At 38.6% G+C, this 12,984-nt stretch carries 9 protein-coding genes; 2 read left to right on the plus strand and 7 right to left on the minus strand.

The genetic code is table 11. The features are described 5' to 3' along the window. Positions 1-3: 3 nt before the first annotated feature. The 6 genes from cas1c to cas3 all read right to left on the minus strand — a co-directional run bounded on the left by cas1c (position 4) and on the right by cas3 (position 8,001). Positions 4-1,035: a type I-C CRISPR-associated endonuclease Cas1c gene (gene cas1c, locus ACESPQ_RS00700; RefSeq protein ID WP_257334178.1), complete on the minus strand. Its 1,032-nt coding sequence runs from the start codon at positions 1,033-1,035 to the stop codon at positions 4-6. Beyond that, entirely contained in the window at positions 1,032-1,700 is a 669-nt protein-coding gene (gene cas4 / locus ACESPQ_RS00705; RefSeq protein ID WP_081615982.1) for a CRISPR-associated protein Cas4, read from the minus strand. Before cas4 ends, cas1c begins: the two co-directional genes overlap by 4 nt. Next, positions 1,687-2,532: a type I-C CRISPR-associated protein Cas7/Csd2 gene (cas7c, locus tag ACESPQ_RS00710; protein WP_002606246.1), complete on the minus strand. Its 846-nt coding sequence runs from the start codon at positions 2,530-2,532 to the stop codon at positions 1,687-1,689. Before cas7c ends, cas4 begins: the two co-directional genes overlap by 14 nt. Continuing rightward, a complete protein-coding gene (gene cas8c / locus ACESPQ_RS00715; RefSeq protein WP_109769883.1) occupies positions 2,529-4,409 on the minus strand; it encodes a type I-C CRISPR-associated protein Cas8c/Csd1 in 1,881 nt (626 codons plus the stop codon). The genes cas7c and cas8c overlap by 4 nt, the downstream gene beginning before the upstream one ends. Further along, positions 4,393-5,133 carry a type I-C CRISPR-associated protein Cas5c gene (gene cas5c, locus ACESPQ_RS00720; protein ID WP_002606244.1) on the minus strand — a complete coding sequence of 247 codons (741 nt, stop codon included), beginning with the start codon at positions 5,131-5,133 and terminating at the stop codon, positions 4,393-4,395. The genes cas8c and cas5c overlap by 17 nt, the downstream gene beginning before the upstream one ends. A gap of 501 nt (positions 5,134-5,634) precedes the next feature. After that, a complete protein-coding gene (gene cas3, locus ACESPQ_RS00725) occupies positions 5,635-8,001 on the minus strand; it encodes a CRISPR-associated helicase Cas3' (protein WP_373143771.1) in 2,367 nt (788 codons plus the stop codon). A 136-nt stretch (positions 8,002-8,137) separates the two neighbouring features. Here cas3 and ACESPQ_RS00730 point away from each other — a divergent pair, with 136 nt between their 5' ends. Then, entirely contained in the window at positions 8,138-10,018 is a 1,881-nt protein-coding gene (locus ACESPQ_RS00730) for a DNA/RNA helicase domain-containing protein (protein WP_373143772.1), read from the plus strand. A gap of 65 nt (positions 10,019-10,083) precedes the next feature. On the opposite strand, the gene ACESPQ_RS00735 is transcribed toward ACESPQ_RS00730, so the two are convergent. Then, entirely contained in the window at positions 10,084-11,073 is a 990-nt protein-coding gene (locus tag ACESPQ_RS00735; RefSeq protein ID WP_002606241.1) for a P1 family peptidase, read from the minus strand. 165 nt (positions 11,074-11,238) lie between these two features. Here ACESPQ_RS00735 and ACESPQ_RS00740 point away from each other — a divergent pair, with 165 nt between their 5' ends. Beyond that, the gene (locus ACESPQ_RS00740; RefSeq protein ID WP_373143773.1) at positions 11,239-12,633 is read left to right on the plus strand and encodes an MATE family efflux transporter; all 1,395 of its coding nucleotides are present in this window, start codon (positions 11,239-11,241) and stop codon (positions 12,631-12,633) included. The last annotated feature ends 351 nt before the right edge of the window (positions 12,634-12,984 follow it).

Raw genomic sequence — 12,984 nt, forward strand, 5'->3', positions numbered from 1 at the left:
TCATTACTTCCATAAAAACGGTGGATATTCAGGTAAATCACCACGAATTGTTCTAGCAAGTAACAGCGCCTGAACGTAAGGAACCAAACCCCACTCTATCTTTTGATCAAGGAATGGATGCTTTATCGTTTCCTGTTTTTTCTTTTGCCATGAAGACAGAACCGCTTTTCTAGTCATATCATCCATATAAACAGCGCCACTATCGGTTTTTGTAAATCCATCAGCAGTTACTATATTCATATTTATAAGTGATAAAACAAAACGATCAGCCAGGATTGAGCGTAATTCTTCCATTAAATCTAATGCTAAAGAGGTGCGTCCAGGAAGATCAATATGTAAAAATCCAACATACGGATCTAAACCAACAGATTCAAGCGCTGATGTGACATCCTTTGCTAAAAGTGTATAGGTAAAGGAAAGAAGAGCATTAACATTATCTAACGGAGGTCGTTTATTTCTACCATGAAAATAGAAATCATTTTTCTGTTGGAGAACTAAATCATCAAATACATGGAAGTAACAATTTGCTGCATTGCCTTCGATTCCTCTTAAAGAGTCTGCAGAATCCGCTTTTCTAGCTTCATGTGCAGATAATCTGATCGCTTCAGCTGCTGTTTTGATTTTTTCAACATCTATTCTCATACCATAATCTCGTTTGGCACGAAGTAATATATTTCTGGAATTGATTAGCTTTGCTGTTATCATGTTTTTTGCATATGCAAGACGTTTGTCGCTTGATTCAGATATTCTGAATTGTTCTTTCCGCAACAGGACGTTTCCACGTTCCTCTCCAACAACTCTAGCAAGAAATCTTCCATGCATCGTCATAAATGTTAACGATATTCCCATATCTGCACATTTACCCATAAGAGCAGGACTTACGCCTGTAAAACCAAATCCAACAATCCCTTCAATGTTATGTAAGGGAAACCTCGACACAGATTTATCTTCTTTTGTGGCGATAATGTTTTCACCATCCAATGATAAATAAGTCCTAGGTGTTGTTATATACAATGTGTTCAAAAGTTTTTTCATATACCTTTATCTCCTAAATATTTATCAAAGTATTTATCAACAGAAGGATTTTGATTCAGTTTAGGAAGACAGATATCTTTTAAAGAACATGCATTGCATTTTTTAGATATTTTTACTTTAGGAGTATATTGCTTTAAATACAGTTTATGCATTTCTTCACAAAATGCTTTGACTGTACTGCGCATGTCAGAAGAAAATAACACTTCAGTTCTTCGTCTTGTTTCTCCATAAAATAGACAGCCCTTTTCAATCTTACACAAAAGCATTTCTTCTAAACACATTGCCTGTGCACATAACTGTAAGTCATCAGCTTGATATTGTTTAGGCTCTCCTCTTTTATATTCAATAGGAACAGGGAGATAGCGCTTAGAATCTTTTGAAATAGAAATGCCTTCTTCTGATGGATGAAATTCTACAATATCACAATTACCACTAATACCCATAGTCCTTGAAAATACAGAGAGTCCTCTACGAATGAGTATTCCATTTCTTGTTTCAGAGAATGCACCATTATGTGCATTCTCATGAAAAATCTGACCATCTATCGTACGGTAATTCTCTGCCCACTGTTGTTCAATATGTATGAGTGCCCATTGACGGCGGCAAAACGCAAAATGTTGTATACCTGAAAGCATTAAAAATTCGTCTTCACTATATTCCATCATAAATTTCTGGTTCTAGACCTTCTAATGGAGATAACGTGATTGTGAAATCTTCAAAGCAATTTGGCGTATCCACATCATTTTTTACCTCAACCTTTAAAGAATTGTGTACTTTAGCTGAACTGTATTGTCCTGCTAAACAATTATGCTTCCACCAATATACCTTACAAACTTCCATGCTTCCTTCCGGTCTAGCACTGGATGCATCGTTCATGAACAGGGAACATAAAGCTTCTTTGATTTTCTCAGCATCCTCTTCACTGAAGCCTGTTTTTTCTGCCAGCTGGTGATTGATGCTTCCTTTACATACATATAAACCAAAATCAACACGGTGCTTCATTCCCATAGTGTCAGAGGAACGCTTTTCGGATGGCTCACTATTTACACTCTTTGTTATCTGCATATCGGTTGTTACAACTGGATTGATACTTTCTGCAGTTCTTATAGAAACAGGACCTCTTACACCTACAGAAACATTATTCGCTTTAAATGCGAAGACCTGCCCAAATGCTCTGACATCAGTCCATTGTTTACAGGCAGCTGAAGCATAAGCTTCACGATCCTTTAAAACCGCTTTTAATTCCTTATTATTGGAAGCACGTTCACTTAAGCTCTTGAATCCATCATTGCTTCTTTCATCAGATTGGACGAAGATATTTTCTCCCATATCCTGCAGACGGTTTCTAATTTTCCGTTTCATGCATACGTCAGATACTTCTCCAAATCCCTTAAAATCAATTCTAGGTTGATTGCCAGAAAGTGGATCACCATTCGGGTTAGCTTTGTTAACTGTGAAAATAACTGCGAAATCTACTTTGTTTGTGAATGTTGTCATAATTTAGACTCCTCCTTTTGTTTATTTTTTTCTTTTCTTTCAGTATTGATTCGTTTGATTTCATTTCTCTGACAATCAAAACCAATGACAAAATATGCATTTAAGTTTTGGATGTGTTCTACAGCTTCTATATCCATTTCTGTATATAACTCTTCCATTAAGTCCTGTTTCATTGAAAGAAGATAATCACATTTTCTCCCTAGTTTCTCAACATAAGGTCTGATTTTTTTATCAATCGTAGTAAGCGTTACAAACGGATGCTCTTGAAATGGTGCGTATAAACGCATTGCATTTGTTGGACGATCTTCCTTTTGAATGTTTAAAGCATATTGTTCAATTGCATCATATATTGCAAGAATTCTTCCTAATAAATAGGGGATATTTGATTTAGCTAATTTTTTGTTTTCCATAATATTCACACTCCAATTCACTCCTTCTCTATCGTAACAGTATTTTTTGAATACTGCACACAGTATACCGATACATTTATTCCAGTTATACTTCGTATTCGTTGACATGGTCTTTATCTGATTGTTAAGTCGAATGATAAAATCATCCGGAATGGGTTTCCCTTCAGAAATACATGGCAGTAAGCGTCCCATCTGCAGCGTCATCAACTGATCATCTACTTCAAAGAATGCACCACGTAATGTCCCATATGCACAAGAAATGATTTCTCTGGGAATTGGGGTCATTACATCGCTCATATAATCAGCTTTTGAGTATTGAGGCCAGCTACAATATGTAAACCAGTTCTGTAGATGTTTGTAGTATGTAGAAGCATCTATTTCCTGATAGTAGGTTATTGAAAATCTACCAATCGTAGCAGCATCCATCGCCATGATGACGATGTTATCATTATGATCGCTGATATTCTTCCTATAACCGTCAATTGCTTTATTTACACGTTGTGCGTAATCTTCTTCTGTATCTACTTTGTCCGGTAAAGCAGGAAATAAGCTTTCGTCTAATGCGAATGCCGTCATAATGTTATCACAGTGTGCATTCCATACCAAAATCGTTTGTCCATTTTGCTTATATGCCTGTTTTTGTATCAACCATCGCAAAGCATTATGAATTTTCTGAGATGTTTCATATCCGATGGAAATCGCTTCTTTTTTAGAAACGAATCTGCCGCGATATGTAAAACCGTTTGCATCATTAGTAGAAATTAACTTAGCTTTATCTTTTCCTTGACGAAGTTTAGCGGGATGTTTTTCTGTGCAATACATCATTTTACCAGTTATATAGCAGAGATCCTCGTCGGTATGTTGACTGGTATAGAAATTGTGGTAGGCATCGAATAACATTTTGTCACACCATGGTTCAACAATTCGTTTTTGTTTACCTCTGATTTTAAAGCGGACAAAAGCTTCTGTTTGAACAACTGTTTTCTGGATTTTATATTTCTTATCCAATTGTTCTCCATCCAATTTTAAGATATCGCAGGAGATCAAGTCAAAAAGCAGTGTTCCTTGTTCGAGATATTGATAGATTGGCACAAGACTTGTGTGTGTGTAAGAAGAATCAACCCATTGCCTTAAAAGGTTTTGATGTGCAAGAACATGCGGATCATTTCGTTTGCCAGTATATTCTGCATAATCTTTTGAGATATAAATTAGCTTATCGTGTAAAGGATGAGGCGTAATACCGCTTGATCTACTCGCTGAATCCTCAGTCACAGGAATGACAGTGACAGCATCATCATTAGGAATTTCTATTGCATGGATAAACTTTCCATTTTCGTCCAAAACAACTTCGATCTGTGCTTTTGTAGTAAGATGGCTTAGCGGTAATAACATCCCTGTTTCACTTTCCTCACCTACTTCACTCTGACATATATCATAGGTTTCTAGTAATTTACTCGCCCAACTCATGCAATTCACCTCCTTCCTCTTGATCAACACTCTTAAAATTAATATCTTTTTCAAATCTCTTGATATCACCGGTCCCTACAATACGCCTGATTGCACATTGTTCAGGACGAATGAATGTAATAATACCTTTCTTCATAACCGGTGTCCAAAAAGTCGCAATCAACTTATCTTTTTCTTCTTCACAAACCCATTCATCAGGGTAGATAAATCCATGTACCATAGTGCTGAATGGTATTATGGTATGGTCATCATAAAAACCTTTTCCTTCACCAAATTCACATGGTTCTACATACGCTTGACATTCACGTGTACCAAGAAATACATCCCTGCGTCCACCACGATTTACCATGCGCTTTGCGATTAACCAATGCTTATTCTCATTGCGATCTTGTTCTAATTCTTCATGGTGGAGATTCCATTCAAAGTGTGCTTTTACCTGATATTCAACATCTGTTAAATAGGTGTAGTAGGAGAGAGTATTGCCTCCGTGGTAATTGATTGGTCGTATACCTTGTGTTGTGAATTGAATCTCATTCATAATGCGAACTTCATCAATAATCCAGCTGATTGTTGGCTTAAAGTAAATACTTTTAACAACTCCCTTTAATGCTTCATATGTTGGGATTTGATAAGAAAACTTCTCCCCAGATACACGATTGAGAGGATCTGAAAAAAGAGCATATTTACTTTTTACGCTAAATGTGATTTCGTTTTTCTTTTGCATTTTTTCACCTTCTTTCTAATGAATTTATTATAAATACAATATGATGTTTGAAAAACATCATATTGTATTTAAAATCTAAATCAATTTGAAGAGCACATAGATGAGTGCAATGACTAAGCAATTTATAATCCTTAAGGTTATATTCATAAAACCTTTATGTAGCAACACATAGGCATCATCTTCATCTCTCATTTTATAAAGTTTTTTCATGGATTACGGTTCACACCTCCTAACTTCGAATAAAACTCTTTGAATACTAGATATCGTAGATCTTATATCCTTTCAGCTTTATATACGCAAATAAGAAGATGTAAATTTTATTGTAATAAAATTTAAAAGGTGCTTCGTGTTTTCATAAATGTGCAGTTATTTATTATATTTTCTTTGACTTATTAAATTATTGACCATATAATAAGTACGTCAGTTAAAACTGTGGATCTAAATTTATTTGCGTATTTATGAATTGATGTTTAAGGGAAAGGCTAAATGCCTTTTTTCTATTTACACAAACATATCCTCCAACTCCTTCCTAACCTCCAACCCTGTATCCTTATTATAAAACCCATCCCTCAAAACCAGCATGCCGTTAAACTCAAGCTTATAAATCATATCTTCCTTCTCCAGCTCCTTATACTTGTGTTCATAAACATTCACCATAAAGCGCTGTGTCTTATCAAGCAGTGCATACTTTTCTGCATTGCTAATGGAACTATTCAGCTGATTAATCAATTTCTCGCCATCTTTGTACGGAACCAAAACACCAATACTCTGAGAATCAATCATTTCAAATTTTTCTCCCGCACTCTTTAATGCGTGCCCCAGACAAGGATGAGCAAGATCATCAGATTCATTTTTACTCCCTATTCGCGAAAATAGATCAAATAAGGAAACTTTACGATTCTCAATCTTTGTTGAATATTCCGTATCCTGTCTGCGATCAAACAAATAGGAATCATAATACTGACGTATGAAGGGGAGTGTTAAAAGCTCATCCACACGGTTTCCCTCTTTGGAAGCATGTAGTTGTGATAATAAAATATCTGTTTCATTCTGTCCTTTTCTTACATCCTTAAGTTTTTCGATATGTTCTTCATTGGAATTGATGAGATAGACAGTCCCTAACTCTGAATTTTTACCATTTCTATTGCATCTGCCAGCAGCCTGAAGAATACTATCAAGTCCGCATAGGGAACGTATGACAACATCACAATCTATATCGACTCCTGCTTCGATCAGATTAGTCGCTATACACAACACAGTATCTTTTTGTTCCATATGCTCTTTTAAATCCTCCAATGTAAGATGGCGATGCTCCGGACACATGCTAGTGGATAAATGATATAGATAAAGCCTGTCTATCTCATGATGCTGCTCACAAGCTCGATATAAATTTAGTGCCTCTGCTTTTGTATTGACAATCACCAGCATACTGCAGCCGGGCTGCAGCTTTTGAAATATAAAATCCGATAAATCAGCCATTGAATAGCCGCCCCTGCGACAGGCATCTTCTATATGGACACGCTTAAATTGTTCCTGCATTTCCTCTACCTGCTTTACAATTTCAGATTCTGAAGCCAACTTTATAGGATAGGTGGTAGTTTCCAATAATGGCTGTGTTGCCGTACATAATACCACGGTAGTATTGCAATTATAAGCAAGAAAATTCATCATTTCATTAAACATCGATATCGTTTGGACTGGTATTTTCTGAGCTTCATCTATAATGAGTACAGAATCAGCCAACTGATGAAACCTGCGCACATCAGTCGTCCGATCTTTAAACATTACGTCAAAAAGGCGAACAGCTGTCGTTAAAATTACAGGCTTATTCCATGAAGAACTATAGTAATCATAATCTGTATATTGAGATGGAATAATATTGGAATGGTGTTCTAATACAAGATCATTACTGAAAAATTGCTTCATCACTTCCGCATTTTGTTCTAATATGGTCTTAAAGGGTGCAACATAAATGATATGCTTCTTATGGTATTTTTTCGCATGATGCAGAGCATAACGAAGTGATGCGAGTGTTTTACCTGAGCCAGTTGGACAGGACAGACGATAAATACCAGGAGAATGGCTGCTAAATGCTTTACACTGATCAGAGATACTGGCGCGCAATTCATTGATTGGATTGAAAGAGGAATTTGCAGTTATCTCAGCTAAATGACTCTCAAGCTTATCTGTTGCTGCTTGCCATATAGTATCTTCTGTATAAACGATTGTTTGTGTGTGTTCCATGAAATTGCGAGTATCTTCACGATCTCCATGAATTAGTAAAGACATAAGAAGTCGTTGTAAAGCTCCAATATAAAAATAATAATCCTTCGCATCTTGAGCCGTTTTTTGCTTCATGAAATTTGCAAGATAGACCGAAAGTTCCTTATGCGCTGCACGGAAAAGATTTTCCAATTCCTCTGTGGAAATAAAGTCATTCATAAAGGCGGTAATGTGTTCCATATCCAATGCTTTTTCCGGATAACACCGGCTGCGCAAGGCATTATCACCATGCACATTTATGAAATCACATAACCCATGATGAGAAACAATTGCATTTGCTAACATGAGTTTTACCAGACACTCACTCATATCACTGTAAGATCTGCACACCTCAAGCAGAATCTGCGCGCCGGCTGAAGAATGATTAACCTTGGGAAGAAATATATTTTCCATTGCTACTTTTGTTATGTACTTCTGAAATTCCTTGGAAGCCTTGCCGCAATCATGCAAAAAAGCAGTCAGCTTCATGCAATTTGTCAGACCTCTTGCAGCTGCATATTCTTTAATCGCTGTAAAGGTATGTTCGCTGTGCTCCTGTAATGACTGCATTTCCTGATTGCTATTTATATGTGCCAATATGTTCATGCTCCCACCCCTGTCTATTCCATAATAGCGCTTACATGAAGGCGTGTCAATATCAATGTTTCATTGAATAAATTGATAACTAAGGTATAATGTAAGAGAATGGTAAAATAGCCTGTACTTATGGAGGTAATTAAATATGTTAATATACGAAGGGACAAAATATGATTTCAAAATGGATATGGACCTTGATAAAATACCTCATCTTTTAGAGGAAAAGCTTTATGAGCGTATGCACATCCATACGAGTAAAAAAGAAGTAACCTCGTGGAAAAATTCACTTCAATATATGTACAAGGTATTGAATGACCCTACTATACCGGATACCTGCGGAGTAGCTATTGAATATAATATTCCAAAAACAAACAAGCGTGTGGATTTTATTATGTCCGGATATAATCATGATGGGAAGGCAAGTGCTATTATCATCGAGCTAAAGCAATGGGAGCGTGTGGAAACGGTATTCAACCGCGAGGATTTGATAAATACCGAGGTAATGACAGCGCTGGGAAAAGGAGTGCATCGTGTTGTACATCCCTGTTATCAGGCCTGGTCCTATGTACAGCATATGAATGATTATATCGAAGAAGTAGGGAAAAAAGACATACAGCTGTACCCTTGTGCATATCTGCATAACTATGATTTAAAGAAAGAGCAAAATATCATAAATCCAATTTATAATACATGTATTGAGAAATCACCATTATTCACACAGGGAGAAATTCCTAGACTGCGGGAATTTATCAAAAAGCATTTAAAACAAGGGGATCGTAAGGAGGTGCTGTTTCTAATAGAGAATGGCAGAATTCGACCCTCCAAGAGCCTTCAGGACTGCATTTCTTCTATGCTGGATGGTAATCAGGAATTTACAATGCTAGATACACAGAAAGTGGTCTATGAAGAAATCCTTTATATGGCTAAATTGTGTCAAAAGGATAAAAGGAAACGGGTAATGATTGCAAAAGGCGGCTCAGGAACAGGGAAGTCCGTGATTGCTGTAAATGCGATGGTGAATCTGCTGAAGGAAGACATGTTTGGACAATATATAACAAAGAATGCGGCTCCACGCAACGTGTATATAGATAGACTTGCTGGTAAAATGAAGAAAAACAAAATCAAATCACTGTTCGCTGCACCGGATAAATTTTATCAGCAGCAACCAAATGATTATGATTTTTTGATTGTGGATGAAGCGCATAGATTACGAGAAAAATCAGGTATGTTTCAAAAAGGTGAAAACCAGATACAGGAGCTGATAAGTTCATCACTCTTTACCGTTTTCTTTATCGATCCCTATCAGCGTGTTCATTTTCGTGATTTTGGAAGTATCTCCGAGTTTCAGAAACAGGCACAGCTACAAAATGCAGAGGTTATACAATATGAATTACATTCACAGTTTCGCTGTAACGGATCGGATGGATATCTTGCCTGGATAAGAAATATGCTGCAGCTGGAAGAAACAGCAAATTTCAATTTCAAGGATATCAGCTTTGATTTTCGTGTCATTGATGATCCAAATGAATTAAGAGCTATGATTTGTGAAAAAAATGATGAATCAGGGAAAGCCAGAATATTGGCGGGATACTGCTGGGAGTGGGAAAAAGCCGGTAGAAGTGATCCGAATCACGATGACATTGTAATTGGTGATTTCAAAATGAGCTGGAATCTGGATGCTGGTGATCCATATGCAATAAGTCAGGGATCTGTTCATCAAGTAGGGTGCATTCATACTGCACAGGGGCTTGAATTTGATTATGTAGGAGTTATTATTGGTGAAGATCTTCGCTATGAAAACAATGAGCTTGTGACTGACTACAGGCAAAGAGCGAAAACGGATTCTTCTGTAAAGGGGCTGAAAAAGCTGTATCGTGAAAATCCGGAGAAGGCAAAACATATTGAACGACAGATTATACTGAATACGTATTACACGTTGATGACAAGAGGGATGAAGGGGTGCTATATCTATTGCTGTGATTCAGAACTGCAAAAGTACATCAAAATGTCAATAGCAGATGCATAGTCAAAAAGGGTGAAGCAATTTCAAGCATCACCCTTTCTCATTCTTGATACTGTTTACTAACAGTCTTATCCTTTCTTCATTTCTGCTACAGTATCCTGTAAGCTATACCTGCAATGGCCCTCTCTTCCGACTACCGTTTCCGCAGCGTCCAGAGAGCTTTGTATCGCTTCCTCACAGGCTTCGATGCCAGCACGGAAAACCTTGTCAATCTGCTGCTCATGAAGAATAGTTTGCGATATAAATGAGCAATCAGCGGAATGAGGAATTTTATTTGCTGTGGAAAAGGCAATCGCAATATCGCCACTGCCATTTCCTAGATGTGAACCAAGGCGGGCGAGTGCCACCGGCATACGTTTGCATACACGCTTCAGCTGTCTATCTGACATAGGTATATCTGTTGCCAGGATTATTATAATACTGCCCTGCTCCACCTGTTCCTTCACAGAATCATGAAAGGATACGTTTTCCTTGATATAATCATTCTTTAATCCGAAATTAGATAAGACGAGAAGCCCCACCGTATATTCTTCTCCATTTAATTCCAGCACTCTTGACGCGGAACCGATACCTCCCTTCATTTCGAAGCAACTCATACCGCGACCTGCTCCCACAGCCCCAAGTGCAAAATCCTTCCCTGCATCCGCAATCGCCTCATATACATTTGACTCCTGAATGCTGCATGCCCGTATATCATTCAGATATCCGTCATTGCATTCCCCAACCACTACATTCACAGTGCCGCTCGTCGTACCGATTTCCGGATGATCCTGCAGCATATAGCGCACCAATGCCTGCTGAACAGTCCCCACACACAGCGTATTTGTCAATGCGATCGGACTTTCCAGTACACCAAGCTCCTCCAGCTGTATCAATCCGCCGGTCTTTCCAAAGCCATTGATCACATGGCATGAAGCTGTCAGCTTCTCACGAAAAATATCACCCTCTGTCGGCAGGATTACCGTAACACCGGTCTGTACGTTACCCGCCGCTATTGTTTTATGTCCGACACGGACACCTTTAACATCCGTTATCTTATTTCTATAACCCTTTTTCATATACTCACCTCGCATTATAAGGATATCACATGCAGCATACTGTTTAACATTTATTTATGAAAAAGAATGAAACACACCGTCTTCTTATTTTTTCACCCCTCTATATCTATAGGCGAAGGGTAGAAAATATGCTATGATATAACAATACAGAAAGGGGAGATACCGATGCAGGAAAAGGGTATATTACAGGGAAATCTGACAAAGGCATTGCTGCGCATGGCTGTACCGCTGTTCGTGCTGAATCTGGTCAACTCCCTCTACAATATCATTGATACCTTCTGGGTCGGACAGCTTGGTGAGCTTCAGGTTGGCGCCGTTTCGCTTGTCGGTCCTATTATGTGGTGTGCACAAAGTGTTGCCATGGGGCTTAGTGCGGCTGCGATTGCTTTACTATCCACGCGGCTTGGGGCCAATCAAAAGGGGGACGCCTGTCGTTTCGCTACTGCTCTTCTATACTTTGCGATAGGCTTTGCCATTGTACTGAGCATAGGAACACTGCTTCTGCTGCATCCGATTCTAAGCTGGCTGGATACCCCGAAGGAAATTTATGATGCCAGTTATCAATATCTGCTCGGAATTTCCTTTGACTATATCGGCCTTCTTATGCTGAACCTCTATATGGCAATGCGACAGAGTGCGGGGGACAGCCGATCCGGTGTAAAGCTGAATATGTGCGCTTCCCTACTGAATGCTATTCTGGATCCGATATTCATTTTTGTTTTTCACTTCGGTATCCTTGGTGCTGCGATTGCCACGGTTGTATCCAAGCTGGTTATGGTACCGGTTGCATGGCGGCGTCTGCATGATAAAGCCTTTCCTGTACATATCGATTTTCGGGCATATCCGTTTCATGCAGCGGATGGAAAAATCATACTGAAGCTTTGTATACCTGCCGCAAGCGGTCAGTTTCTTGAAAATCTGGGCTTTGTCATCATGAACAAATATATCGTCTACTATGGTGCTGTTGCCATATCGGCATACGGTGTCGGCGCAAAATTGGTGACGCTTGCCTATATTCCCGTCATGTCGATCGGAGCTGTACTGGCAACCTTTGTCGGTCAGAATCTGGGGGCGGGCAATACAGAGCGTGCACGAAAGGCATTTCATACAGCGATGAAGCTGTCAACACTTTTCTCATCTACTCTGACCATTATCGGAATGCTCGTAATCACACCGTTTATACATTTGTTTGTACCAAACGCATCTACGCAGCTTATGGAGCTAACACAGGAATATGCATTCTTTGCCTTGCTGTGCGGTGTTTTCATGGGATGGTATATCAACCTGAATGATGGTGTGTTCAATGGCTCCGGTCATACGAATTATACCTTTATCTTATCCATGATGCGTCTTTGGGCATTCCGCATTCCGATGATTCTGCTGTTTCATCGCTTTACAAGCCTTGGCATTACAGGAATATGGCTGGCAATGCTGCTCAGCAATATCTTTGAATGTATACTGGCACAAGCCATTTATCTCAGACATCGCTGGGAGCACTCCGCGATTCTTACAGAAACAGAAAGGATACAGCCTTCAGAAGAAACTGTTAAAGAAGTATAAAGGGCACCCATGCAACAGCAGGGTGCCTGATCTATATTACACAGCGCGATACTACTGTGGGAAGTTATCGGATAAAGTTTTCCTCACGGTATCCCAGAAACAGGATACATGCGATAGCTTCTGCAATTTCTATGAATTTTTTCATGGTAGCGTCCCTCCTGTCTTACACCTATAGTATACCGGAAGCACTTTACTTCGTCGTGTGAATTTACTTACACTTTGCTTACAATCCTGTTAGCTGATTGACAGGCTAATCGTTTATTTCGTTCTGTATAACGTCGCATACAGACAACATCATATTCTGATTTTATTGTTAAGCAAATACCAGTAATCATACTGTTCCTTACATCC

The organism is Clostridium sp. HGF2 (assembly GCF_964240115.1).
GTDB classification, from domain to species: Bacteria; Bacillota_I; Bacilli_A; order Erysipelotrichales; family Erysipelotrichaceae; genus Clostridium_AQ; species Clostridium_AQ innocuum.

What these genes read in the sequence shown, in the direction of transcription:
- cas1c (WP_257334178.1), bottom strand. Translation starts at nt 1,035, where the DNA reads ATGAAAAAACTTTTGAACACATTGTATATAACAACACCTAGGACTTAT.
- cas8c (WP_109769883.1), bottom strand. Translation starts at nt 4,409, where the DNA reads ATGAGTTGGGCGAGTAAATTACTAGAAACCTATGATATATGTCAGAGT.
- cas4 (WP_081615982.1), bottom strand. Translation starts at nt 1,700, where the DNA reads ATGATGGAATATAGTGAAGACGAATTTTTAATGCTTTCAGGTATACAA.
- cas7c (WP_002606246.1), bottom strand. Translation starts at nt 2,532, where the DNA reads ATGACAACATTCACAAACAAAGTAGATTTCGCAGTTATTTTCACAGTT.
- cas5c (WP_002606244.1), bottom strand. Translation starts at nt 5,133, where the DNA reads ATGCAAAAGAAAAACGAAATCACATTTAGCGTAAAAAGTAAATATGCT.
- ACESPQ_RS00735 (WP_002606241.1), bottom strand. Translation starts at nt 11,073, where the DNA reads ATGAAAAAGGGTTATAGAAATAAGATAACGGATGTTAAAGGTGTCCGT.
- cas3 (WP_373143771.1), bottom strand. Translation starts at nt 8,001, where the DNA reads ATGAACATATTGGCACATATAAATAGCAATCAGGAAATGCAGTCATTA.
- ACESPQ_RS00730 (WP_373143772.1), top strand. Translation starts at nt 8,138, where the DNA reads ATGTTAATATACGAAGGGACAAAATATGATTTCAAAATGGATATGGAC.
- ACESPQ_RS00740 (WP_373143773.1), top strand. Translation starts at nt 11,239, where the DNA reads ATGCAGGAAAAGGGTATATTACAGGGAAATCTGACAAAGGCATTGCTG.